The organism is Pandoraea aquatica, from assembly GCF_902459565.1.
Taxonomy (GTDB): Bacteria; Pseudomonadota; Gammaproteobacteria; order Burkholderiales; family Burkholderiaceae; genus Pandoraea; species Pandoraea aquatica.
In genome coordinates this window covers 286,032-309,538 of record NZ_CABPSN010000001.1, presented here as the reverse complement: position 1 = coordinate 309,538, position 23,507 = coordinate 286,032, and the positions used below count along the sequence as shown (strand labels likewise).

Sequence of the window (23,507 nt, the reverse complement as noted above, 5' to 3'; positions counted from 1 at the left end):
TTGTCTCAGGGATCGATGCGGTGCTTGAATCCTGGCTGACGTGAGTCTGCTGCTGCCGCAAGCGCCTGCCTGATCGCGTCGCGCGTTTCGGCAGGGTCGATCACGTCGTCGATCCAGCCCTGTGCGGCGGCCTCGTAGGCGCTCGACTGCTCGTCAAGACGCGCCATGATCTCCGCTTTGCGTGCGGCCGGATCCGGTGCGGCGGCAATCTCCCGGCCGAACACCAGTTCGACGCCGGCTTCAGGCCCCATCACGTCGAAATGCGCCCCCGGCCAGGCCGCAAGATAGTCGGGCCGCATGGCGCGGCCGCACATCGCGAGATACGCCAGACCGATGGCTTTGCGGGCTACGAACGTAATTTTGGGGACTGACGCCGCGCACACGGTGTTGAGCAGCCGGGCAGCGAGCGACACCATGCGGTGTTTCTCGATGTCCGGGCCGACGAGAAATCCTGGTGCGTCGCAAATGAAGACAAGCGGGACGTGAAACGCGTCGCAAACATCGACGAACTTACGCGCCTTCTGTGCTGTTTTCTCGTCCATCACGCCGCCGCGCGCCATCGGATTCGACGCCACGAAGCCGACCGGCTGCCCATCGATCCGTCCGAATGCCGTAATCAGATTGGGGCCATAGCGCGGCCGATAATGGAAGAGGTCGCCTGCGTCGACGATCAGGCTCAGCACTCGCTTCATGTCGTACGCCTGACGCCCGATGTCCGGAATGAGCGTACGCAACTTCTCGCGTCCTTCCTCCGTGTCGACGGCCGCGGGCTTCGCCTCGACGACCGGCGGCAGCTCGCCGCTGTGGCTCGGGAGAAACGACAGGAACGTTCGCAGACTGCGCAGCGTGTCGGCTTCCGTGTCACCGACGTAGTCGGCCTGACCGGTGACGGTCTCGCTGAGATCCGCGCCACCAATGGCGTCGGGGGTGACCGTCTCGCCGGTGCCAACCTTCACGACGAGTGGTCCCGACATCCCCATCACGCCCGTGCCACGCGCGAGCGCGGTGAAATCGGACTGTGCGGCAGTGAACGACGGACCGCCAAATGCCGGTCCAAGAATCGCGGCGAGCTGCGGAATCTGTCCGGACATCCGGAAGTGATCCGCAAAGCGCGCGCCCATGTTTGCGGCCATCGCGCCAAAGCTCTCTTGCACACGCGCCGCACCGGCTTCCATCAGTGCAATGAAGGGTTTTCTGTGACGCAACGCAGCATCGCGCACGCGCGCGATCTTGATTTCTCCCACACGTCCTCGCGTGCCGCCCAGCACGGTCGCATCGTCCGCTGCGACATAGACAATGCGTCCGTCGATGGTGCCGTGCCCGGTCACGATGCCGTCGGCCGGGGTTCGCTCGCGCAGTGACGGGTGCGCACTGTGGGCGTGCACGCCCATCTCGACAAAGCTGCCGTCGTCGAGCAGCAGTGCGATGCGCTCGCGCGCCGTGAGCTTGCCTTGCTCGCGCAGTTTGTCGATCGCAGCCGCCGATGTCGATGCCCGGATGGCGTCGCGGCGGCTTTGCAGTTCTTCGATCTTGCGTTTGTCCATGAGCGTCCTGGCGGTGCGATGGGCACGGAAAGCAAGTGCGCCTTTCCGTATATCCATATATTGAAATAAATAACGATTATATGGTGCGCTACGTGAGCATCGATGTCGTGTCGGTATGATCGCTTATTGACATCGTTAATCATGTTTCCTAGCTTTTATAGCGGATATTTCAACAAGGCGCCAGATAAATTGGTGCAAATCCGGGTGAGGTTTTCGATGCGTCTGTAATTCCAATATGTGTACAAACAAAGAGAGGTCGAAATGAATCGATTGACGGGACGGCGCGTCGTAACGCGCATGGCATCGGGGTTGCGGGCGGGGGCGGCGGTGGCTGCACTGGCCACGGGAGTGCTGGGCGTAATGGGGGCGTCGGGCGCGATGGCAGCCGACAAGACGGGGCCCGCCGTAGATAGGAACACGTTGGTCGTGGCGCTCGACAAGGAAATCCAGAGCCTCGATGCGCTGGTTACGGCGAGCGGCGATTCGCAGCGTTATGCGATGTCGCTCTTCGACACGCTCTACGGCTTCGATGCCAAGGGCAACATCGTGCCGCGCATGGCCACCAACTACACCATGTCCTCCGACGGCCTGACGTATACGTTCAAGCTACGGCCCAATATTAAGTTTCATAACGGCGACCCGTTCACATCGGGCGACGTGAAGTACTCCATCGAGCGTGTGATCGATCCGGCCTCGAAAAGTACGCGACGCCCTTATTTTGCCCCCGTCATCGACGCCATCGACACGCCAGATCCGTTGACGGTACGCATTCGCCTTAAGCAGCCGGACGGCGTCTTCCTCAACAAGATCGCAGGCTTCCTGTTCATCGTTCCGCAGAAGTACACATCGTCGCTACCGAATGCCGAGGCATTCGCGGCCGCGCCCATCGGCTCGGGGCCGTATCGCGTAAAGACAAACAAAGTCGGGCAGTACCTTGAACTCGAGCGCTTCGATGACTTCTACGGCGACAAGCCGGCGATCAAAACGCTGGTATTCAAGTACATCCCGGAGCCGTCGAGTCGCGTGAACGCGATCATCTCCGGCGAAGTGGATATCGCCGCCATGATCCCACTTGCCGAAGTTGCGCGACTGCGCCAGGACACAGCCCTCGATGTCATCACAAACCCGGTGTCGTCGCCCATGCATGTGCGCCTGTACTCGAATGTGCCGGACTCGCCACTGGCCAAGCGCGACGTTCGGCTCGCACTGAACTACGCTGTCGACGCCAATGCCATCATCAAAGGCGTTTTCCATGGCGTTGGTGCACCGATGGGCACTTTCATCTCGAAATACTTCCCTTACGGCGGCGACCCGAGCATCGCTCCGTACCCTTATGACCCGGCAAAAGCGCGCGCTTTGCTCAAGCAGGCCGGCTACCCGAACGGCTTCTCGATCAAGCTCTACGACGCCGTCGGGACGCCCAAAGAGTTTGCTGAAGCACTCGCCGCCTACTGGGGGCAGGTCGGCGTCAAGGTGGACATCAATCGCATTGACTACGCCGCGTGGAGTCGCCTGAACAACACGCACAAAACCGGGCCGATGACGACCACCCAGTTCACCAACGCGATCTACGACCCGATCCATCCGGTGGCGGGATCGTTCTCGAAGGACGGTGCCTGGTCCGACTACTACAACCCGGAAGTTGAGGCGCTGCTCAAACAACTCGATACGACAACCGGCGCCGAAGCGCGCGGCGTGCTCTTCCGCAAGATCGGCAAGATCCTGCACGACGACGCCTCAGCCGTGCTCGTGACAGAGCTGTTCAATGTCTTCGCAAAGAAGAAAACGCTGACATGGGAAGTGCAGCAGGGCTCGGGCTTCCTGAACTTCCGCAAAGTGGCCTGGCATTGAGAGGCGTTTTGCCGTGCGTCACGCGATGCGACGCACGGCGACTCGATCGGACGGACAGGCGAGGGCGCAGCCTTCAGCCGTCGAGACTGACGGCGGCGTCGCCCTCGCCAATCGGATCGCCCACATTGAAGTGCACTTTCGTCACGCGCCCGGCGCGCGGCGCAATGACGGGGATCTCCATTTTCATCGATTCGACCATGAGCAGCGCCTGATCTTCGGACACCGTGTCGCCCTCGGCGACAAGTACCTGACACACGGTGCCGGTGATTTCAGAGCGAATGGCTTGGTGGGACATCTCGGTTTCCTCCGGGTGGTGATGAATGGCTCAACAGATGATGGTCAGTGAACAACGAGGAGTCGTCGACACATGGTTGCATTCTTGGAAGCTTCGGAACATCGGGGTGCGCACGCGCAGTGGCACGCGACGTACGACGTCATCGTCGCGGGCTATGGCGCGGCGGGGGCGGTTGCCGCCATCGAGGCGGCGGATGCGGGTGCGCGAGTGCTGCTGATTGAAAAGATGCCCGACCCCGGCGGCATTTCGATCCTGTCTGCCGGCGGCGTGCGCGTCTCCGATGATGCCGAGGCCGCGTTTGCCTACTTGCAACACACGTGCGGTGGCCGCACGCCAGACGACGTGTTGCGCGCGCTCGCCGTCGGCATGACGGAAGTGCCCGACTATCTGCGCGAACTGGCACGCACGAACGACGCCGTCGTTCGCGTCGACGCAGCACTCGGCAACTATCCATTCCCGGGCTGCGATTCGCTGGCCTACGCCGACATCGAATCGATTCCCGGCTTTGGCGATCCGGCCGGGTATCTCGCAGCGCGCCCATTCCGCCCGGGTTGCCTGCTCTTCAAGCTGCTGCTCGATAACGTCGAGGCACGTCGCGCCCAAGGGCGCATCGACGTCTGGCTCTCGACTCGCGTCGAACGACTGGAGCAGGGTGAGCGGCGCGAAATACTGGGTGTGCGACTGCGGCGCGACAACGAATCGCTGCGCGTGCGCGCGCAGCGTGCTGTCGTGCTCGCCTGCGGGGGATTCGAGGCAGACGAGGAAATGAAGCGCCAGTTCTTTGTCTCGACGCCCGTTCTGCCGGGCAGCTTTCGCGGCAATACCGGCGACGGCATCCGCATGGCGCAAGCCGCAGGCGCGGCGCTCTGGCATATGTGGCATCACCACGGGCCGTATGGCATACGACACCCCGATCCATCGTATCCGTTTGGCATCTACGCCAAAATCCTGCCGATGTGGACGCCGGAGCGCGAGACGAAGCCGCTGCCGAAGATGGCATGGATCATCGTCGATCAGCGCGGACGCCGCTACGTCAATGAGTATCCGCCGTACATATCGGATACCGGCGTGCGCCAGTTCGATCACTACGACCCGTCGGCTTACCGACACGACCGCCTGCCGTCCTACCTGATCTTCGATGAGGCCGGACGTCGCATGTATCCGATGGGGCGCTCGATCACGAACGATCGCGAGGCCTGGTACGAGTGGAGTAGCGACAACCTGAAGGAGGCGGAGAATGGTTTGCTGCAAAAGGCCGACACGCTCGAAGCGCTGGCGCAAAAGCTCGGCATCGACGCGGCAGGACTCGCGCGCACGGTGAATGAGTGGAATGCCGGTTGCGAGGCGGGGCACGACGACGCATTCGGCCGCCGCCCCGAGACGATGACGCCACTCGCCGAAGGGCCGTTTTATGCCGCGTCGCTGTGGCCGGTCGTCATCAACACGCAGGGCGGCCCCGTGCACGATGCCGCCCAGCGAGTGCTGGACCCCTTCGGCGAGCCGATTGCTGGCCTCTATGCGGCAGGCGAACTCGGCAGTGTGTTCGGGCACATCTATATGGCGGGCGGCAATCTGGCGGAATGCATCGTCGGCGGGCGCATTGCCGGTCGGAATGCGTCCCGCACTCGCGATGCCACCGAGGCGAGTGACGAAGTGAATTCCGTCGATGTGCGGCGTGCCTGATGCACCTCCAGCATTCGAGTGCATCAGGCAACTTAAATGAACCGCACTTCGGATGCTCATGCTTGAAATCCAATCATAATGTTCAAATAGTGGAATAAGTGATGCGATAATTTTCGCAGAAAAACGTGAACGGAGTACTGTGATTTGCTAAGCAAAAATCCATATAAAGACTGGCTCACGCTTGCGTTATAAAGATAACCGATGGTGTATCGATTGAACTGAGAGTTATCCCTGATGAAAATTAAGCAAAGTTATTTGTTTCAAATATTGACCATCTCGCCACGCGTGACTAGACTGGTTTCCATTACGACGACTGCCGACACAGATCAGGCAGCGCCACAACCAGGAGACGCAAGCGCATGAGCAATCGCTTCCAGGGAAAGGTGGTTCTAGTGACGGGCGGCGCGCGTGGCATCGGCTACGCGACGGCCGAACGGTTCGCGCAGGAGGGTGCGCGCGTGGCGATCTGCGATATCTCGGCAGACGCTGCGCAATCTGCGGCAAAAGCGCTGAAGCGCGACGGCGGGCATGACGCCGCGGGCTTTGGTTGCGACGTCACGGATGAGGCCCAAGTCGAAACGCTCTTCACGCAAGTGATCGCGCAACTCGGCGGACTCGACGTCCTCGTGAACAACGCAGGCGTCACACGAGACAATCTGCTGTTCAAGATGTCTGTGGACGACTGGGATCGCGTCATGAACGTCCATTTGCGCGGCACTTTTCTGTGCACGCGCGCCGCGCAACGACACATGGTCGAACAACGCAGCGGCAAGATCGTCAATCTCTCTTCGACATCGGCACTCGGCAATCGCGGGCAGGCGAATTACTCGTCGGCCAAGGCGGGGTTACAAGCCTTCACGCGCACCGCCGCCATCGAGCTGGGCCCCTTCAACATCAACGTCAACGCGGTAGCGCCGGGGTTCGTCGACACCGAAATGACGCGTCAGACGGCGGAGCGTCGCGGCATCGATCCCGAGGAATACAAACGGCAGCGCGCCAAGAGCATTCCGCTCGGCCGCGTCGGCGTTCCACGTGACATCGCCAATGTCGTCGCTTTTCTCTGCAGCGAAGACGCGTCGTTCGTTTCGGGGCAGATCATCTATGTCAAGGGCGGGCCGGAGACGTTGCGCTAACGTCGGCTGATCTTTCTCAGCCGGATATCGCTTCGTTCATCGCTCTTCTTCGGAGAATTCAATGCACACACGGGCATTGCATGCATGGTCACGCCAGGTCGCGTGGATCGGTTCGGGTATCGCGCTGTGCGCGGCGCTCCTGACGTCGACGGCCGCATCCGCCATTGGCGGAAAGCCCGCCGTCGACCGCGACACGGTGGTGTTCGCCGTCGGCAAAGATATCAATAACCTCGACGCTCAGGTCGCCGCCACGGGCGATTCTCAGCGCTACGGCTGGCAGTTGTTCGACTCGCTGTACGCGTTCGACATCGACGGCAACCTGAAGCCCAGTGTCGCCACAGGCGTGAAAATCGCACCCGACGGCCTTCAGTACACGTTCACGCTGCGCAACGACGTCAAGTTTCACAACGGCGCGAAGCTCACTGCCAGGGATGTGAAGTATTCGCTTGAGCGCATCGTCGCGCCCGAAACGAAGAGCACGCGGCGGCCATACTTCGCGAACCTCGTCGACCACGTGGACGCGCCGAATGACACAACCGTCGTGTTTCATCTGAAACGACAGGACGGGGCGTTCCTTAACAAGATCGCAGGTTATCTGCTGCTGGTGCCGAAAGCCTACACCGAAGGACTCGCGTCGCCCGAGGCATTCGCCCGCGCGCCGATCGGGTCCGGCCCGTACAAGTTCGTCGAACAGAAGATCGGGCAGTCGGTGACGCTCGAACGCTTTGACGGCTACTGGGGCGCGAAGCCGGGCATCAAGCGGCTTGTCTTCAAAGTCATTCCCGAGGCGAGTAGTCGTATCAATGCGCTGCTCAATGGTGAAGTCGATGTGATCGACTATGTACCGAGCGTCGACGTGGCGCGCCTGAAGGCCAACGCTGGCCTCACTGTCAAGTCGGTTCCGGTGGGCAGCCCGCTCGCCGTGCGGCTCTACTCGAACGTGCCGGGCACGCCGCTCTCGAAGCGCGAGGTGCGCCTCGCGCTGAACTATGCGCTCGATACCAGGGCGATCATCGGGCAGGCGTTGCATGGCGTGGGTGCACAGATGTCCTCATATGTGTCGTCCAGCTACCCGTACGGCGTCGATCGCACGCTAAAGCCGTACCCATACGATCCCGCGCAGGCGAAGAAACTGCTGGCGCAAGGCGGCTATCCGAACGGATTTACGACCGACCTGCTGTGCCCGACTGACAACCCGAAGGAACTCTGCGAGGTGATCGCGGCGTACTGGTCGGCCATCGGGGTGAAGACGAATGTGAAGGTCATCGACTACGCCGCGTGGAGTCGCCTGAATAACACGCACAAGGGCGGACCGATGACGATGATGCAGTTCTCCAACGCCATCTACGACCCGGTCCATCCGATCAGCGGCGCGGCAACGAAGGATGGCACGTGGTCGGATTACTTCAACCCGGAAGTCGAAAAGCTCGTGGCACAGGGTGATGCCGCGACGTCGCGAGAACAACGCGACGAGATCTTCAAGAAGATTGGTCGCCTGTTGCATGACGATGGCCACGCCGTGCTGATTACCGAGCTCTATTACACGTTCGCGCAGGACGTGAAGCTGAATTGGGAGCCGCAGCATGGCAGCGGGTATTACAACCTGCGCAGCCTGAGCTGGAAGTGAGCTTCGCGATGTCGAGAACTCAGGCAACCAGAGCACACCCGAACCGATGAATCCGAACATGAACCGACACGACGACAGTGTTCCGCCCCCGGCCCACACCGCCTCGGCGGTGGTGGCCGCGCGGGTCGACACGATCGACTGGACGCACGAGACGTTCGCGAGCGCGCTGACATGGATCGCCCAGGCACATGGCGAGCGCGAGGCGGTGGTCCATGGCGACACGCGCCTGACCTTCCGTCAGCTCGTGCAACGCATTCATGCGTTCGCCCGCGGCCTGATGTCGCTGGGTGTGGGGCCCGGCGAGAACGTGGCACTGTGGATGTCCGACAGCACGGAGTGGTTGATCGCACGCTGGGCCGTGCCGCTCATCGGCGCGGTGCTCGTGCCCGTGAACACCCGGTTTCGCGACAGCGACGTGGCGTATGTACTCAGCCAGTCGGAAGCCACCACGCTGATTGTTCAGGAGCGAGGCGGTTCGTCGGGGCGGGGCGTGCGCTACTTCGACATTCTCGCGCAGCTCGTGCCCGACTGGACCACGCAGCGGCGCGGCGCGTGGCAATGCGAGCGTATGCCGGCCCTGCGCCGCGTCATCGGCCTGCCCGATGAACGCACGTTGCACGCTGGCATGGAGAGCTTTCACGCCGTCGAAACACACGGAAAGAGCCGGTTGGACGACGGGACACTGGAGCGTCGTTTCGCAAAGGTGAAGGCCGACGACGTCGCCCAGATTCTCTACACCTCGGGGACGACCTCGTTCCCGAAGGGCGCGATGGTCCGCCACGGCGCATTGCTCGCCAACAACCACTACGCGGCGCAGTGTCTGCGGCTGACATCGCAAGACCGCTACCTCTCGTGCGTGCCCCTTTTTACCGCAACGGGTACGTTCTACACGCTGGCTATGGCGCTCTCCGGCGCGGCAATGGTCATTGCGGATCAGTTCTCGCCGAAATGCTTCTGCGAACTTGTCGAGCGTGAGCACATCACCGTCAGCTTCTTCGTCGACACCATCGTGCAGGACCTCAAGGCGTTCCCCGATATCGGGCAATACGACCTGTCGAGTCTGCGCACCGGCACCGGTGCGCCGCTGCCCACGGCGTCGTTCGAATGGGTCAGCCGCACGCTGGACGTGCCTGAACTTGTCAGCGCGTACGGCATGTCGGAGACGTCCAACGCGGTCGTGCGCACACGTTGGGACGATCCGTACGAAAAGCGCTCGCGCACGAACGGCCGCCCCGTGCGCGGAGTGAAAGTACGCATTACCGACATCGAGACCGGAAAGGAGCTGCCCGCCGGATCGATCGGCCAGATCTGCATTTCCGGCTACGTGGTCATGAAAGGCTACTACCGCATGCCGGATGAAGACCGCAAAACTATCGACGCCAGTGGCTGGCTGCTCACCGGCGACCTCGGCGAACTCGACAGCGATGGCTATCTGACGTATCGGGGTCGCGTGAAGGAGATGATTAAGCCCGGCGGCTTCAACGTCGCGACGCAGGAAATCGAAGTCTTCCTCAAGACCTATCCGGGTGTGCGACAGGCCGTCGTCGTGGGCGTGCCAGATGCACGTCTGGGCGAAGTGGGATATGCGTACGTCGAACGACAGGAGGGGGCCGAGATCTCGCCCTTCGCCCTGCAACAGTATTGTCGCGAGCACATTGCGAGCTACAAAGTACCGCGCTACGTGGAGTTTATCGATGTCTGGCCGCTGACCGGCAGTCAAAAGATCCGCAAGCTGGAGCTGCGCGATCGTGCCACGCGCAATCTCAAGGGCGACGACGAATCGACCAGCGCGACGGCCGATGGGGGAGCACACGCATGATTCGCTATCTCACGCGTCGCGTGGCGCAGTCGCTGATCACGGTATTGCTCGTCACGCTGGTCATCTTCCTGATCGTGCGGCTGATCGGCGATCCGACGCACCTGATGCTCCCGCCCGAGGCTACCGAGGCCGACCGCGCGCTGCTGCGTCACGAAATGGGGCTGGATCGTCCGGTGGCCTTGCAGTACGGCAGCTACCTCTGGCATCTGCTCCAGGGGCAACTCGGTATCTCCTACCGGTTCTCGCGTCCAGCACTCGACGTGGTGCTTGGCGCGCTTGGCCCGACGTTGCTTCTCACAACGTCGGCGCTCGGATTGGGCATTCTCGTCGGAGTGCCGCTCGGGGCCGTCGCCGCAGTGCGTCGCGGCGGCGCGATCGATCAGTGCGCCAAGCTCTTCGCCGTATTGGGGCAGGCCGCACCGCCATTCCTGTTCAGCCTGCTCTTCATCCGCCTGTTTTCCATTCAATTGTCGTGGTTCCCCACGAACGGCTACGGCACGTTCTCGCATCTCGTCATGCCCGCTGTGGCGCTGGGCTGGTATTCGGCCGCGGGGATCATGCGACTGACGCGGTCGAGTATGTCGGAAGTGCTCGACACGGAGTACATCAAGTTTGCGCGCATCAAGGGCGTGCCCGAGCGCACGATTGTCTTTCGACACGCGTTGCGCAATGCGCTGCTGCCGATGATTACATTCACTGCGTTGCAGTTCGGCATTCTGATGGGCGGTGCGGTGTCGGTCGAATTCATCTTCTCGTGGCCAGGCATCGGCCGCCTGATCCTCGATTCGATCTCCAATCTCGACTACACGGTCGTGCAGGCCGCCGTCACGGTCGGTGCGCTGATCTTCACCTTGCTCAACCTGGCGGTGGACGTGCTCTACGCCTACGTCGATCCGAGGATTCGTTATGCATGAGGTCACTCCCCAGGATTTGCAGCAACGCCCGGCCGAGGTCAGTGTGCCGGCGCCGCAGACGCGTGCGCGCCGTAGACTCTGGCGCGACGTACAGCTGTGGGTATGCCTGGCGCTTGCCGTGGCGCTGATCGTCGTCGCGCTGGCCCCGCAATGGCTCTCGCCCTACGACCCGAACGCGATCTCGCTGAGCGACATTCTCAAGCCGCCATCGGCGGCCCACTGGTTCGGCACCGATCAGTTGGGCCGCGACCTGCTGTCGCGTGTGATCTGGGGCTCACAGATTTCGTTGTATGTGGCGTTTTGTGCAGTGCTTATCGCAGGCATCTTCGGTAGCCTGTTCGGCATTGCTGCGGGCTATCTCGGCGGGTGGGTCGACGCCGTCGCCATGCGTATCGCCGATATCCAGCTGGCCTTGCCGGCGGTGATTCTCGCGCTGGTGCTCGTCGGCGCCATCGGGTTCAGCGTCTTCAATCTGGTGATCGTGCTGAGTCTGGCCAACTGGGCCCGCTTCGCCCGTGTCACCCGCGCCGAGGCGTTGTCGTTGCGCTCACGCGACTTCGTGCTGCTCGCCAAACTCGCGGGTGCGTCGCGCTTTCGCGTGATGTTTGCCCATATCGTGCCGAACGTGGTCAACACCTTCATCGTGCTTGCCACGCTTGACATCGGCACCATCATCATTCTTGAGGCGACGCTTTCGTTTCTCGGTCTGGGCGTTCAGCCGCCGACGCCGTCGTGGGGCGCCATGATCGCCGATGGCCGGGGCTACCTGGAAACCGCGTGGTGGATCTGCGGCATTCCCGGCATCGTACTGATGGTGACCGTGCTGCTGGCGAACCAGCTCGGCGACGCGCTGCGTGACCGGCTAAGCCCGACCATGTCGAGGGGGTGGTGATGACGGTACTCCTCGAAGCGAAGAATCTCACGACGATGCTGCGCGGCAAGCAGGGTGTCGTCACGGCGGTGGACAACGTGAGCCTGCGCGTCGAAGCAGGGCGCTCGCTGGCACTGGTCGGCGAGTCCGGCTCAGGCAAGAGCATGACGTGCAATACGCTGCTCGGACTGCTGCCGTCGAACGGTCGGGTCGTACAGGGGGAAGTGCGCTACAAGGGGCGCGATCTCACCCGGCTTTCGCATGCGGAAATGGCAAAAATTCGCGGCCGCGAGATCGGCATGATTCTGCAGGATGCCATGACGTCGCTCAACCCGCTGCTGACCATCGGCGACCAGGTTGCCGAGATCTTTCGCGTGCATCGGGGCATTCGCGACAAGGCCGAACTGCGCCGTCTAAGTGTCGATGTGCTCGAGCGCGTGAAGATTCCGGCCGCGCTGGAGCGTCTGGACAGCTACCCGTTTCAATTCAGCGGCGGCATGCGTCAGCGCGTATCGATCGCCATCAACATCGCGCTCTCGCCCCAATTGCTCATTTGCGACGAGCCGACCACTGCGCTCGACGTCACAGTGCAGCTCCAGATTCTCAAACTCCTGCGTGAGCTTCAGCAGCAACGCAACATGGCTTTGATCTTCGTCACGCATGACCTGCACCTGGCGTCGCAGTTCTGCGACGACGTCGCGATCATGTACGGCGGTCGCATTGTCGAATCGGGGCCGATTGCCGATGTGTTCGCGCGCCCGACGCATCCGTACACCGCAGGTTTGCTGCGTGCTGTGCCGTCGCTGGGACGCTACGAGAAGCGTCTTGAAGCGATTCCGGGGCAGCAGCCGGGCCTCACCGAGTGGCCTCAGGGTTGCCGGTTCGCGCCGCGCTGTCCGCTCGCGACGCAGCAATGCCGCGACCAGTATCCGGATTGGTTCGAGTGGCAGGGCGGGGCGCGCCGCAGCGCGTGCTGGCAGACCATGCAGATGTGGACTCAATCGGCCGCACCGCGCGGTAATGAGACTGGCGACGCCGATGCCGACGCCGCAGTGAATGGTGCAGCGCGCGTGCGCAGGGAGGTGGCGTGATGTCTCAACCGTATCTTTCGGTGCGCAATCTCCGGAAAACCTACGATGTGCGCCGCGGCTTGCTGGGTCGCTCACGGCCGCTGCATGCCGTGGCCGGCGTCACCTTCGACGTCGAGCCCGGTGCGACCTTCGGCCTGGTGGGAGAGTCCGGCTCCGGCAAGAGCACCATCGCCAAGATGCTGATGCTGGCCGAACCGGCAACGAGCGGCGAAGTCAAGGTCGACGGGCAAGACATCCAGCAACTGAGCGCACAGGCACGCGAACACTTTCATCGTGTGCTGCAACCCGTCTTGCAAGACCCGTACAGCGCGCTGAATCCGCGCACGCGCGTCGGCCGGATTATCGACGAGCCGTTGCGCATCCATCGCACGCTCGACAACGCCGGTCGCGTCCAGCGCGTCGACGAACTCTTGCGACTCGTCGGGCTGCCGAGCGCCGCAGGGCGCAAGTTCCCACATGAGCTGTCCGGCGGACAACGTCAGCGCGTGGCGATTGCCCGCGCGCTCAGTCTCAGCCCGCGCTGCATGATCCTCGACGAACCGGTTTCCGCACTCGATGTGTCGATTCAGGCCCAGATCTTGAACCTGCTCAAGGACCTTCAGGGCACGCTCGATCTGACCTATCTGCTGATCTCGCACGATCTGGCGGTCGTGGCGTACATGAGCCAGCGCATCGGGGTGCTGTACCTCGGCGAGTTCATGGAAGTCGCCGATACCGCGACGCTGATGCGAGGCGCGCGTCATCCGTATACGCAGGCGCTGATTGCGTCCGTCGACGCGCGTGGCGGCAGCGGCGAACAGGCGGTGGCCGGCGAAATTCCATCGCCGATGAATCCCCCGTCGGGATGCCCGTTTCATCCGCGTTGCCCGCATGCGGCAGCGCGATGTCGTGAGGAGAAGCCGGTCGCGCGGGAGATTGCGCCGCGCCACTGGGTGACATGTCATTTCGCGGAGACGATTCCCGTCGCGACAGCGAACACCGCTGCGCGCGCCATCGGCCCGAAAGCGATAGAAACCGCCAAGACCTCCGCTCCGGAAGCTCAGGCGGTCCCCTTTCAGGAGGCATCATGAATTTTGCGGAAACCCCTTCATTGTCCCGGCAGGGCAACCCCGAGGTGCTTGCCGCGCTGGAATCGGTCGTGAAAAGCCGCTTTCCGGCACGCGAGCGCGCGTATCACGACGCGGCGGGCATGCCGTTCGAGAACTTGCAGGACTTGTTCGAGCTCGGCTTGCTCACTGCCACCGTGCGTAAGGAGCACGGTGGCCTTGGCAGCAACGTCATGTCCTCCGATCCGGCCACATTCCTGCAAGCGATGCGGCGCGTGGCTCGTGTGTCACCGGGCACCGCACACTGCATGCAGGTACAGAACCACGTGGCGTGGGCACTCGACGAACTGGGCACCGACGCGCAGCGCGAGCGCTTCGTGAAGCCTATGACGCAGGGGATGAGCGTTTCCTCGTTCGTCGGCAGCGAGGCTGGGCGCAAGCATATGTACGTGCTTAAGACCACAGCGAAGCGGGTCGACGGCGGCTACATCGTCAACGGCAACAAGAACTATGCGACGAATGGCTATGAGAATGGCGTCGCCATCGTGTTCGCGACCATCGAAGGCGAAACCGAGTACTTCAAGTCGCACCTGATGGTCATCGTCGAGCCGGGAATGGAGGGACTCAGCGTCAATCACGACTGGTACCGCCCAACCGGCATGCGCGTGTGCCCGAGCCCGGAGATCTACCTGAACGACGTCTTCATCGACGAGCTCCACGTGCTCGGCGAGCCCGGCGTCTACCCCCGAGGACGCTGGCAGGGGCGCTTCCATCTCGGCTTCACGGCGAATTATCTCGGCATGATCGAAGGCGCTTACGAGTGGGTGCGTCAGAGTCTGGTCGAGCGTGGCCGGGGCAAAGATCCGTTCGTGCAGTTACGCATGGGCGAGGCGAAGACCCAGTTGCACGGGGCACAAGTCGTCTTCGAAAACGCCATCGACGCCTGGCGCACGGGTGATGTGCAACGCGCGGAACTGATCTCGATGCAAGCGAAATCGATCTGCGCGCATGCGGCACTGGAGATGTCGCACACGCTGATCATGCTGGCCGGCTCGACGGCGCTGTTCGACGAGTTCCCGCTGGCGCGTCTGATTCGCGATCTGAACACGCACATCCTGCACGTCGGGCACGACAAGACGGCCCAGATCGTCGGTGCCGCCGAACTGGGCGAGTCCTTCGATTCGACGTTGCAGCGCTGAGCCTCGCGCTTATACGTCGGATAAAACCGGCCCCCTCCCGTCAACCAAGACTTCGAGAGTTTTCATGGATTTTCAGCTCACCGAAACGCAGCGCGAACTGATCGATGCCACCGAAAAGTTGTGTCGTCAGTTACTCCCGTTCGCCAAGGAGGCGCATGAGGCCGAGACCAAGGGCGACTTCGCGCCGTTGCAACGGCTACGCCGACAGATGGCCGAAGCCGGATTGCTGGCGTTGAACATGCCACAGGAGTATGGCGGCGTGGGCCTGCCGCTGCTGGAGACCCTGCTACTGATCCAGACCATTCAGCGTGTCGACTCCACGCTGGGCGGTCTGGCGCACCGCACCTCCACCGGTGCCATCGGCGCCGTGCTGGAGCTGGGCACGCAGGCGCAGAAGACGCGTTTCGTGGGCGGCGTCGCACGCGGCGAGATCGGCGTGTCGATCGGCATTACCGAACCGGATGCCGGATCTGCCGCCACGGCAATGAAGACGCGCGCGCGCATCGAGGGCGACGACGTCATCATCAATGGCCAGAAGATCTTCATCAGCGCCGCAAAAGGGCATCACTACACGATGCTCTATTGCCGCTTCGGCAACACCGGCCGCGCGAGCGACATCGGCGCGATCATGGTGCCGCACGATGCTCCCGGATTCTCGTGCAGCGGCGGGACGTTGAATATGGCTGGCGAACGGCAGTACGAGCTGTACTTCGACGACTGTCGCGTGCCGAAGGCCAACATCCTCGCCGAGAGTCGTGCATTTGCGAAGCTGATCAGCGTGTACAACGTGGAGCGGCTGGGCAGCATCTCGCGCATGCTCGGCTCTGCGCAGGCGGCGTTCGAATTCGCGTTGCATTACGTGCAGGAGCGCAAGCAGTTCGGCCGCGAACTGGCCGACTTCCAGGGTTTGCAATGGATGCTGGCCGACATGAAGGTCAAGCTCGAAGCCGCCCAGATGCTGACCTACCGCGCGGCATCGAACACCGCAAGCGGACTGCCGTCGCCGCTGGAGACGTCGGTGGCAAAAGTCTACGTCGCGCAGGCCGCGAAGGAAATCTGCGACGACGCGATTCAGCTTCTCGGCGGCTATGGCTACATGGCGGAGTATCCCGTCGAAGGGTTGTATCGCGAAGTGCGCGGCGGATCGATTTACGGCGGCACCTTGCAGATTCATAAAAACATGATCGCCGGGCATCTGCTTGGCCGCAAGAACAGCCAGTGGGCACCGACGTCCGGGGAGTCAGGCGAATGAAAGCCAGTGCGCTTGCCGACCGGGAGCCGGTCATCGTCGACGTCGTGCGCACGCCTGTCGGGCGTCGCAATGGCGCGCTCAGGGAATGGCATGCTGCGGCACTGCTTGCTCAGGTCCTGAGTGCCGTGCTGGTGCGCAACGGTGTGCCAGCAGGCGATGTCGACGACGTGGTCGCCGGATGTGCGACGCAGGTGGGCGAACAGGCGGGCAACATTGCCCGCACCGCGTTGCTGATGGCCGACTTCCCGGTAACGGTACCGGGAACGACCGTGCAACGAGCCTGCGGATCGTCGCAGCAGGCCATTCACTTCGCCGACAACCTGATTCGCAGTGGCACGTGCGATGTGGTCATCGCCGGTGGCGTCGAACTGATGTCCACAACGCAAGGCGGGAACGACGATACACGTTACGGACGCCGGTATCCCGAGTCGCTGGTGGAGCGGTTTTCGATGCCCTCTATGGGCATTGCAGCCGAGCGCATCGCCGAGCACTGGAAGCTCGGACGTTCCTATCTGGACGAACTGGCGCTGCGCAGTCATGCGCTGAGCGCAGCGGCGCACGACGCCGACCGGTTTTCGCGCCAGCTTCTACCCGTAGCCGGGGCCGACGGCCAGCCGCTCACACGGGACGAAGGGGTACGGCGCGATACCTCGTTGGAAAAGCTGGCCTCGCTAAAACCGTCGTTTCGTGAAGACGGCAAGGTAACCGCAGGCAACGCCAGCCAGGTGTCCGACGGCGCGGCAGCCATTCTGCTGATGACGGCGGCGAAGGCGCGTGAGTACGGCTTGCGTCCGCGTGCCGTATTGCGTGCGCAACTCGTGGTCGGCGTCGATCCGGCGATGATGCTCACCGGCCCGATTCCGGCGACACAGCAGATTCTTGCGCGCGCCGGGCTTGCCCTCGAGGACATCGATCTGTTCGAGATCAACGAGGCATTCGCGTCGGTGCTGGGCGCGTGGCTTGCCGAGATAAAGCCCGATCTCTCGCGTGTGAATGTGAATGGCGGCGCCATCGCAGTGGGGCATCCGCTCGGGTCGACGGGCGCGCGCCTCATGGCGGGGTTGGTCGACGAGCTGGAGTTGCGCGGTGGCCTGTACGGGTTGCAGTCGATGTGCTGCGGCGGCGGACTTGGCACGGCGACCATTGTCGAACGTGTCGAGTGAGGCGGCCCGCGAGCGACGAATGAGGAGCGTGACGATGACAGAGATCGACCATTCGCTGATTGGCACGAGCGCACCGCCGTTTCTGGTGGAAGTCGAACGCGGGGCGATTCGCAAGTTCGCTGACGCGATCGGAGACGGCAACCCACTGTATCGCGACGACGGATTCGCGCGTCGACATGGCTACGACGGCATCGTGGCGCCGCCAACGTTTCCGACCTGCTTTCGCGCCCCGCAGGATCCGCCCTGGATGGCGACGCTGGACCGGCGTCGCATCGTCGCCGGAGAGATGGGATTTCACTACGTTCAGCCCATCGTGGCCGGCATGCGTTTCGAATGCCGCCTCCAATTCGTCGGCGTCGACGAAAAGACAGGCGCGCGAGGTGCAATGTCGCTGATGCGCCAGGTGATGTCTGGCTACCTGATAGGCGACGACGGCGTGGCTCGGGAATGCGTATTCACGGTGCGTCGCACCACCGTCTATCGATCGGCACAGCAAGTCGCGTCGGGGAGTCTGGCATGAACGAGAAACTTCTATTGCAGGCGCGCGTGGGCGACACCTTCGCGCTCTCGATACCGGCGGTGACGACCACGCAACTGGTGAGATACGCGGGGGCATCGGATGACTACAACCGTATCCACTACGACCAGCGCTATGCGCAAGAGGCTGGCCTGGGCGGCGTGATCGCCCACGGCATGCTCACAATGGGATTCATGGGGCGCGCGGTATCGGACTGGGCGGGCCCGGCGGCGACCATCGTCGACATCGAGGCGCGCTTCAATGCACCGGTGCGACCGGGTGACGTGGTCGTCGTGACGGGCACCGTGGCAGACAGCGCCCCCGGCAGCGACGGACGTCAGCGTCTGCGATGCGAGATCGTAGCGCGCGTCGGCGACAAGACGGTCGCCAGTGGAGCCGCAGTGGTGGCCACGACGTTGGCGCACTAAAGGGATTGCAAGCGCTGTCGTGCGTCGGCGACGCCGGGCACGATGAACAAAGATCGTTTTGACGTTTTTCGAGGAGGCTTCCGTGACTACCCCGTTCGATGCCAGCCACTTTCGTCACGCGTTGGGGCGCTTCGCCACCGGCGTGACCATCGTCACGACCACTATGCCCGACGGCACGCCGGTGGGCCTGACGGCGAACTCATTCAATTCCGTGTCGCTCTCGCCGCCGCTCGTGCTCTGGAGCATCAATAAGCGCTCGCGCAGTCTGGAGGTATTCGAGACCTCGGGACGCTTTGCGATCAATGTATTGTGTGCGGATCAAATGCCGCTCGCAGCTCGGTTCGCGTCTCCGGTGCCGGATCGCTTCGAAGGGGTGGAGTGGCGCAGCGGCCGTGGCGGCATGCCGCTCTTCGACGGGTGTGTGGCGTGGTTCGAATGCGATCTCGCCTTCAAGTACGAGGGCGGCGACCATTTCATCTTTGTCGGTGAGGTGATGGATCTTCATCACTGTGACCGGGTGCCGCTGCTCTATGCGGGCGGGGCTTATGGGGTGCCCACGCCGCACCCGGATATTGCGCTGGGCTGATGGAGGGGCGGCGAGCGATTCGCCGCGCCTCGCCGCGTTACTCCCAGAGGAGCGATTCGGCGTCCAGCTTTTTTTCCAGCGCGCGCACTTCTTTTTGCAGGAGTCTGGCCATCTCGATGCGTCGTTCGCCGGAAAGCCGCGATTCGATGGCCGCAATGCTGATCGCCGCATACGGCGCACCCTGACGCGGCCGGATCGACAACCCGATGGCCGACACGCCCGGCAGCACATCTTCCTCGTTAATCGCATAGCCAGCGTCCGTCGACGCCGCAATCGCCTTTTCCAGTCGCGACTGTGTGAAATTGCCGAACGTATTGAGGCGTCCTGCATTGGTCGACATCACACGCTCGCGTTCGTCGGGTGGCAGCGAGATGAGCAGGGCCAGACTGCCCGCACCGACACCCAGCGGGCGTCGACCGCCAATTTCAAGCGTGCGCGTCTGAATCGGGTAGCTGCCTTCGAGCAGATCGATGCAGACGGCGTCAAGGCCGCTGCGCACCATCAGGAAGACGGAATCGCCCGACTTGTCGGCCAGTGTTTGCAGTGTGGGCTGACAAAGCTCGCGCAAGCTGAAATGCGGCGACGCTGCGAGCCCCAGTTCGTAGACGACGTGGCCGAGATGATAGTGCCGTGTCTCCCGGTTTTGCATCAGCATGCCCTGCGCGACAAGTCCCTTGACGATACGGTGGGCGGTCGGACGTTCGAGCGAGAGCGCGTCGGCGATGTCGGACAGGCGCAACCCCTTCATGCCGTGCGCGGCGATTTCGCGCAGAACGGTCACGGCCCGATGAACGCTCTGAGTGCCGAGCGGCGGTGCGTTGCCGGCGGGCTTTCCAGTGACCTTGCCCGCGGCTTTCACCGGTTGGCCGGAGGCGCTCGCCTTGGCTTTCGGATTGGCGGACTTGGGCACTATTTCGACGCTTTTCGTGGGCACGATGAAATGGAGCAGGGGAGTGAGCGCAATATCGAGATCCTACTATATCGGCGCAGCCGAATGTGGCGCGAAAACGTCGACCGGAGTATCGTGACCGACTGCACAAAACATCGGCGCCGATCCCCCTTCGGACGCCGTCAGGATCAGGAGACACGCGGTGCGCAAGACAAGAATTGCCGGACTAGGACTGTGCCTTATGACGATGCTTTCCGCGCCAGCCATGGCGCAAACCTCAACGGACACCACGGCGGCGGCCGCGCCTCAGCGAGACGCGTTTTTCTGGCTGGGCGAAATCAACAAGGCGTCGCTTGTCATCAACACCCGACAGGGTTTGCTGGATGCGAAGCTTGCGCCGCACATCGCTCAGGGACTCGATACGGTGCTGCGCGCAGGCGATCAGCCCGGCGGCGCGCGTCCGGATCTGGTGATCACGTTCGAGCCGTTGTTGATCAAGGCGGCGGGCGTCGAAGCGACACTGCTGCATGCGGGACGCTCCAGTCAGGACATGCTCGCGACGGTGCGCGCTGCGATGTATCGCGATCGGTTGCTTGTCCTTGCCGCGCAATTGCGCACGACGACGGCGACGCTTCGCCGGCTCGCGCAACAGTACGAATCGACCGTCGTGCCCAACTACACGAATGGCGTCGCAGCGCAGCCGAATAGCTACGGGCACTATCTGTTGGGTCACGTGGCCGGATTGCAGCGCGACGCTCAACGTCTGCATGAGCTATATGCACGAGTGGATCTGTCGCCGATGGGCACCACCGTGCTCAATGGCACGAGCTGGCCGCTCGATCGCGACAAGATGGCGCACGCGCTCGGTTTCGCCGACAAGGTCGACAACGCGTACGATGCCGCCCAGATCGCGGCGACGGATCTGCCCGTGGAGATTGGCGCACTGGCGACGAGCATTGCGCTGCACACGTCGTCGTTTGTGCAGGATGTGATGGTGCAGTATGCGCAACCGCGTCCGTGGATCTTGCTGCGCGAAGGCGGCGGTAACACGTACGTCTCAAGCGCCATGCCACAGAAGCGTAACCCCGGGCTGCTTAACGACACCCGCACGGCGGCGTCGATGGTCGTGACGCTGGGTGTCGGGCGTGCGATCACCGCGCACAACATCCCGCCCGGGATGAGCGATGCAAAACACATCGACGAAAACATGGCGGTGCTCGACAAGACGACGGCGCTGCTCAAGCGCTGGGATCGTGTACTCAACGCACTGGTGATCGATCCGCAGCGCGCGCTCGACGAACTCGACAGCGACTGGACAGCGTCGCAGGAAATCGCCGACGTGCTGATGCGCGACTACGGACTGCCATTCCGCGTGGGACATCACTTTGCGTCGGAGATCGTCGATTACGCCAAGGCCCACGACTTGCGTCCGAGTCAGTTCCCGTATTCGGAAGCGCAGCGTATCTTCAAGCAGACGCTCGCGGAGATGAAGGTCAGCGGGGGAGACCTGCCGATGAGCGAAGCGCAATTCCGTGCGACGCTCGATCCGGTCGCCATCGTCAAGCATCGTGCAACGTCCGGTGGCCCGCAACCGGCCGAGATGAAGCGCATGCTGGCGCGCACCGATAGCGAACTGAGCGCCGACGGCAAGTGGATCGATACCCATCGTCAGACGATCGATCGGTCGCTCGCGTCGCTGGACGGGGATTTTCGGAAGTATTTGACGGCGAACTGACGCACCGGAGGCGGATACCGCTATCACCAGCGAACCGTCTGCCCCCGGTAATCCCGATACTCCAGCCCCGGCCGGCCGCGCTTCGCCAAAAGCACGTCCACGACGCCGGGGACACTTTCTTCAATCGACAGGCGTCCCTCGGGGCCCCCCAACTCGGTACGCACCCAGCCCGGCGCGATCAGTAGCATGGCGCGCTGTGTGTTCGTTGCCTGACGTGCCGCAAAGCTGCGCATGAACTGGTTCAGCGCAGCCTTACTGCCGCGATAGAGTTCGCGCTGGCCGGATTCGTTATCCGCGATACTGCCTTGCCCCGACGACATGATGCCGATGAGGCCATCCGTGGGCACGAGGCCACATAAGCTTTCCACGACCCGCATCGGACTGAGCGCATTGGTGATCATGAGGTCCACGAAGTCGTCGGTCGAGACTTCACCGATGGTCTGCGTCGGATCGGGGTTCGTCGTTCCCGCATTGACGAAGAGAATGTCGAATCTCCGGCGACCGAGCCGCTCCCGCAAGGCCGCGATCTGCTCCGGGCGCGTGATATCGAGTGTCTCGATGTCGACTTGATCCGGGTGCGCGGCGGCCAGATCGTGAAGTCGTGTGCCATGGCTGCCGGCCCGTACGGTCCCCATAACGCGCCAGCCGCGCTTGACGAATTCGACGGCCATCGCATGCCCGAGGCCGCGCGATGCGCCAACGAGCAAAATGGTGGGCACAGGGTTGATGGATGTTTGCATGGTGTTCTCCCTTGACTGGTTGACCTGCTGAATTCTCCAGCGCACCCTCGGGTTGCACAAGACGCCTCACCTGCAATCATGGTTTGCGTCAAACGCCATGCATCACAGCATTTGGATTATCCTGAGCGAATGTCACGAATCGACCTCAATCTTCTGACGGCGCTGGATGCCCTGCTGAGCGAACGTAGCGTTACGAAAGCCGCCGAGCGCATGAAAGTCAGCGTGTCCGCCATGAGCCGGACGCTCACCCGCTTGCGCACGACAACCGGTGATCGTCTGTTGCTACAGGCAGGGCGAACACTCGTGCTGACGCCCTACGCGGAGCGCCTGAGCCAGCGCATCCCGGCACTGGCCCGCGAAGCCGAAGCGGTGCTGAGTCAGGCCGAATACCGATTTGATCCGGCGACGCTCGAACAACGCTTCACTTTGCGAGCGGGCGAAGGGTTCATCGACTTGCTGGGCGCGGCGCTGGTGGAACAGATTCATCGCGCGGCGCCGGGTGTGCAATTGCGCTTCGCCCCCAAGCCGGACTGGAATGCCCAGCCGCTGCGGGAGGGGTTGATCGATCTGGAAATTGGCGTTGTCAAAGTGTCGGCACCGGAGGTGCGTGCGCGTCGGCTCTTTCGCGACCGGTATGTCGGCGTGTGCCGCAAAGGGCATCCGTTGCTGCGCAAGAAGCAGATCGCCATCGAGCGATGGCTGGCGTATGGCCATGTGATGGTTTCGCGCACGGGTGACGCGGAAAATCCGATCGACGCGGCATTGGAATTAGATGGGCAAAGGAGGGCGCTGCCCATCGTCGTACCGTCCTACACAAGTGCGATGCAACTGGTGCGGCAATCGGATCTGCTTGCCGTCGTTCCTCAATCCTGTCTGGGCAATTCGCATTTACCAAACTACGCGGCAGAACAGGGCCTGCAATCATTTGTCCTGCCAATCGAAACACCGGCGTTCAACGTGTCGGCCATCTGGCACCCACGTCTCGATCACGACCCCGCGCAGTGCTGGCTCCGCGCCCAAGTGCTTGCGGTTTGTGGCGAACTTTATCCCGGTTAAGCGCACGTCGGACTGCGTGCTAAGATTCGCCGTCCATTGCCTCGCGGCCATGCCGCCCCGCCAACATG

21 protein-coding genes are annotated in these 23,507 nt (G+C 62.7%); 17 read left to right on the top strand and 4 right to left on the bottom strand.

Annotated elements, in window-relative coordinates; translation table 11 throughout:
• Positions 1-5: 5 nt before the first annotated feature.
• On the bottom strand, positions 6-1,544 hold the full coding sequence (locus PAQ31011_RS01230) for an acyl-CoA carboxylase subunit beta (RefSeq protein WP_174989856.1): 1,539 nt from the start codon (positions 1,542-1,544) through the stop codon (positions 6-8).
• 261 nt (positions 1,545-1,805) lie between these two features.
• Here PAQ31011_RS01230 and PAQ31011_RS01225 point away from each other — a divergent pair, with 261 nt between their 5' ends.
• Complete coding sequence (locus PAQ31011_RS01225; protein WP_246179274.1) at positions 1,806-3,395, top strand: ABC transporter substrate-binding protein; 1,590 nt, start codon at positions 1,806-1,808, stop codon at positions 3,393-3,395.
• Between the two features lie 73 nt (positions 3,396-3,468).
• Here PAQ31011_RS01225 and PAQ31011_RS01220 read toward each other — a convergent pair whose 3' ends face one another.
• Entirely contained in the window at positions 3,469-3,690 is a 222-nt protein-coding gene (locus tag PAQ31011_RS01220) for an acyl-CoA carboxylase biotin carboxyl carrier protein subunit (RefSeq protein ID WP_150574115.1), read from the bottom strand.
• 72 nt (positions 3,691-3,762) lie between these two features.
• On the opposite strand from PAQ31011_RS01220, the gene PAQ31011_RS01215 reads away from it, so the two are divergent.
• The 14 genes from PAQ31011_RS01215 to PAQ31011_RS01150 all read left to right on the top strand — a co-directional run bounded on the left by PAQ31011_RS01215 (position 3,763) and on the right by PAQ31011_RS01150 (position 19,019).
• Positions 3,763-5,373 carry an FAD-dependent oxidoreductase gene (locus tag PAQ31011_RS01215; RefSeq protein WP_150574114.1) on the top strand — a complete coding sequence of 537 codons (1,611 nt, stop codon included), beginning with the start codon at positions 3,763-3,765 and terminating at the stop codon, positions 5,371-5,373.
• A 359-nt stretch (positions 5,374-5,732) separates the two neighbouring features.
• Entirely contained in the window at positions 5,733-6,506 is a 774-nt protein-coding gene (locus tag PAQ31011_RS01210; RefSeq protein WP_150574113.1) for an SDR family NAD(P)-dependent oxidoreductase, read from the top strand.
• A 61-nt stretch (positions 6,507-6,567) separates the two neighbouring features.
• Positions 6,568-8,133, top strand: a complete 1,566-nt coding sequence (locus PAQ31011_RS01205) for an ABC transporter substrate-binding protein (RefSeq protein WP_150574112.1) — start codon at positions 6,568-6,570, stop codon at positions 8,131-8,133.
• A 58-nt stretch (positions 8,134-8,191) separates the two neighbouring features.
• Positions 8,192-9,952 (top strand): AMP-binding protein, encoded by a 1,761-nt coding sequence (locus PAQ31011_RS01200; protein WP_174989854.1) that lies wholly within the window; start codon positions 8,192-8,194, stop codon positions 9,950-9,952.
• Entirely contained in the window at positions 9,949-10,866 is a 918-nt protein-coding gene (locus PAQ31011_RS01195; RefSeq protein WP_150574110.1) for an ABC transporter permease, read from the top strand. Before PAQ31011_RS01200 ends, PAQ31011_RS01195 begins: the two co-directional genes overlap by 4 nt.
• Entirely contained in the window at positions 10,859-11,758 is a 900-nt protein-coding gene (locus PAQ31011_RS01190; protein ID WP_150574109.1) for an ABC transporter permease, read from the top strand. The genes PAQ31011_RS01195 and PAQ31011_RS01190 overlap by 8 nt, the downstream gene beginning before the upstream one ends.
• Positions 11,758-12,828: an ABC transporter ATP-binding protein gene (locus PAQ31011_RS01185; protein ID WP_150574108.1), complete on the top strand. Its 1,071-nt coding sequence runs from the start codon at positions 11,758-11,760 to the stop codon at positions 12,826-12,828. Before PAQ31011_RS01190 ends, PAQ31011_RS01185 begins: the two co-directional genes overlap by 1 nt.
• On the top strand, positions 12,828-13,898 hold the full coding sequence (locus PAQ31011_RS01180; RefSeq protein ID WP_150574107.1) for an ABC transporter ATP-binding protein: 1,071 nt from the start codon (positions 12,828-12,830) through the stop codon (positions 13,896-13,898). The genes PAQ31011_RS01185 and PAQ31011_RS01180 overlap by 1 nt, the downstream gene beginning before the upstream one ends.
• A complete protein-coding gene (locus PAQ31011_RS01175; protein WP_174989851.1) occupies positions 13,895-15,073 on the top strand; it encodes an acyl-CoA dehydrogenase family protein in 1,179 nt (392 codons plus the stop codon). Before PAQ31011_RS01180 ends, PAQ31011_RS01175 begins: the two co-directional genes overlap by 4 nt.
• Positions 15,074-15,137: 64 nt before the next feature.
• Positions 15,138-16,325: an acyl-CoA dehydrogenase family protein gene (locus tag PAQ31011_RS01170; RefSeq protein ID WP_150574105.1), complete on the top strand. Its 1,188-nt coding sequence runs from the start codon at positions 15,138-15,140 to the stop codon at positions 16,323-16,325.
• A complete protein-coding gene (locus PAQ31011_RS01165; RefSeq protein WP_150574104.1) occupies positions 16,322-17,488 on the top strand; it encodes a thiolase family protein in 1,167 nt (388 codons plus the stop codon). The genes PAQ31011_RS01170 and PAQ31011_RS01165 overlap by 4 nt, the downstream gene beginning before the upstream one ends.
• Positions 17,489-17,522: 34 nt before the next feature.
• Entirely contained in the window at positions 17,523-18,008 is a 486-nt protein-coding gene (locus tag PAQ31011_RS26540; RefSeq protein ID WP_217424822.1) for an FAS1-like dehydratase domain-containing protein, read from the top strand.
• Positions 18,005-18,433, top strand: a complete 429-nt coding sequence (locus PAQ31011_RS01155; RefSeq protein ID WP_150574102.1) for a MaoC/PaaZ C-terminal domain-containing protein — start codon at positions 18,005-18,007, stop codon at positions 18,431-18,433. Before PAQ31011_RS26540 ends, PAQ31011_RS01155 begins: the two co-directional genes overlap by 4 nt.
• Before the next feature lie 82 nt (positions 18,434-18,515).
• The gene (locus tag PAQ31011_RS01150; RefSeq protein ID WP_246179272.1) at positions 18,516-19,019 is read left to right on the top strand and encodes a flavin reductase family protein; all 504 of its coding nucleotides are present in this window, start codon (positions 18,516-18,518) and stop codon (positions 19,017-19,019) included.
• A gap of 37 nt (positions 19,020-19,056) precedes the next feature.
• Here the strand turns inward: PAQ31011_RS01150 and PAQ31011_RS01145 are convergent, their stop codons facing one another.
• Entirely contained in the window at positions 19,057-19,929 is an 873-nt protein-coding gene (locus tag PAQ31011_RS01145) for an IclR family transcriptional regulator (protein ID WP_246179271.1), read from the bottom strand.
• A gap of 220 nt (positions 19,930-20,149) precedes the next feature.
• On the opposite strand from PAQ31011_RS01145, the gene PAQ31011_RS01140 reads away from it, so the two are divergent.
• Positions 20,150-21,643, top strand: a complete 1,494-nt coding sequence (locus PAQ31011_RS01140) for a lyase family protein (RefSeq protein WP_150574100.1) — start codon at positions 20,150-20,152, stop codon at positions 21,641-21,643.
• Between the two features lie 23 nt (positions 21,644-21,666).
• On the opposite strand, the gene PAQ31011_RS01135 is transcribed toward PAQ31011_RS01140, so the two are convergent.
• Entirely contained in the window at positions 21,667-22,383 is a 717-nt protein-coding gene (locus PAQ31011_RS01135) for an SDR family NAD(P)-dependent oxidoreductase (protein ID WP_150574099.1), read from the bottom strand.
• A 129-nt stretch (positions 22,384-22,512) separates the two neighbouring features.
• On the opposite strand from PAQ31011_RS01135, the gene PAQ31011_RS01130 reads away from it, so the two are divergent.
• Positions 22,513-23,439: a LysR family transcriptional regulator gene (locus tag PAQ31011_RS01130; protein WP_150574833.1), complete on the top strand. Its 927-nt coding sequence runs from the start codon at positions 22,513-22,515 to the stop codon at positions 23,437-23,439.
• Positions 23,440-23,507: the final 68 nt, after the last annotated feature.

Excerpts from the sequence above, each read along its gene's own strand:
- PAQ31011_RS01230 (WP_174989856.1), bottom strand. The coding sequence starts at position 1,544 with ATGGACAAACGCAAGATCGAAGAACTGCAAAGCCGCCGCGACGCCATC.
- PAQ31011_RS01225 (WP_246179274.1), top strand. The coding sequence starts at position 1,806 with ATGAATCGATTGACGGGACGGCGCGTCGTAACGCGCATGGCATCGGGG.
- PAQ31011_RS01220 (WP_150574115.1), bottom strand. The coding sequence starts at position 3,690 with ATGTCCCACCAAGCCATTCGCTCTGAAATCACCGGCACCGTGTGTCAG.
- PAQ31011_RS01215 (WP_150574114.1), top strand. The coding sequence starts at position 3,763 with ATGGTTGCATTCTTGGAAGCTTCGGAACATCGGGGTGCGCACGCGCAG.
- PAQ31011_RS01210 (WP_150574113.1), top strand. The coding sequence starts at position 5,733 with ATGAGCAATCGCTTCCAGGGAAAGGTGGTTCTAGTGACGGGCGGCGCG.
- PAQ31011_RS01205 (WP_150574112.1), top strand. The coding sequence starts at position 6,568 with ATGCACACACGGGCATTGCATGCATGGTCACGCCAGGTCGCGTGGATC.
- PAQ31011_RS01200 (WP_174989854.1), top strand. The coding sequence starts at position 8,192 with ATGAACCGACACGACGACAGTGTTCCGCCCCCGGCCCACACCGCCTCG.
- PAQ31011_RS01195 (WP_150574110.1), top strand. The coding sequence starts at position 9,949 with ATGATTCGCTATCTCACGCGTCGCGTGGCGCAGTCGCTGATCACGGTA.
- PAQ31011_RS01190 (WP_150574109.1), top strand. The coding sequence starts at position 10,859 with ATGCATGAGGTCACTCCCCAGGATTTGCAGCAACGCCCGGCCGAGGTC.
- PAQ31011_RS01185 (WP_150574108.1), top strand. The coding sequence starts at position 11,758 with ATGACGGTACTCCTCGAAGCGAAGAATCTCACGACGATGCTGCGCGGC.
- PAQ31011_RS01180 (WP_150574107.1), top strand. The coding sequence starts at position 12,828 with ATGTCTCAACCGTATCTTTCGGTGCGCAATCTCCGGAAAACCTACGAT.
- PAQ31011_RS01175 (WP_174989851.1), top strand. The coding sequence starts at position 13,895 with ATGAATTTTGCGGAAACCCCTTCATTGTCCCGGCAGGGCAACCCCGAG.
- PAQ31011_RS01170 (WP_150574105.1), top strand. The coding sequence starts at position 15,138 with ATGGATTTTCAGCTCACCGAAACGCAGCGCGAACTGATCGATGCCACC.
- PAQ31011_RS01165 (WP_150574104.1), top strand. The coding sequence starts at position 16,322 with ATGAAAGCCAGTGCGCTTGCCGACCGGGAGCCGGTCATCGTCGACGTC.
- PAQ31011_RS26540 (WP_217424822.1), top strand. The coding sequence starts at position 17,523 with ATGACAGAGATCGACCATTCGCTGATTGGCACGAGCGCACCGCCGTTT.
- PAQ31011_RS01155 (WP_150574102.1), top strand. The coding sequence starts at position 18,005 with ATGAACGAGAAACTTCTATTGCAGGCGCGCGTGGGCGACACCTTCGCG.
- PAQ31011_RS01140 (WP_150574100.1), top strand. The coding sequence starts at position 20,150 with ATGACGATGCTTTCCGCGCCAGCCATGGCGCAAACCTCAACGGACACC.
- PAQ31011_RS01135 (WP_150574099.1), bottom strand. The coding sequence starts at position 22,383 with ATGCAAACATCCATCAACCCTGTGCCCACCATTTTGCTCGTTGGCGCA.
- PAQ31011_RS01130 (WP_150574833.1), top strand. The coding sequence starts at position 22,513 with ATGTCACGAATCGACCTCAATCTTCTGACGGCGCTGGATGCCCTGCTG.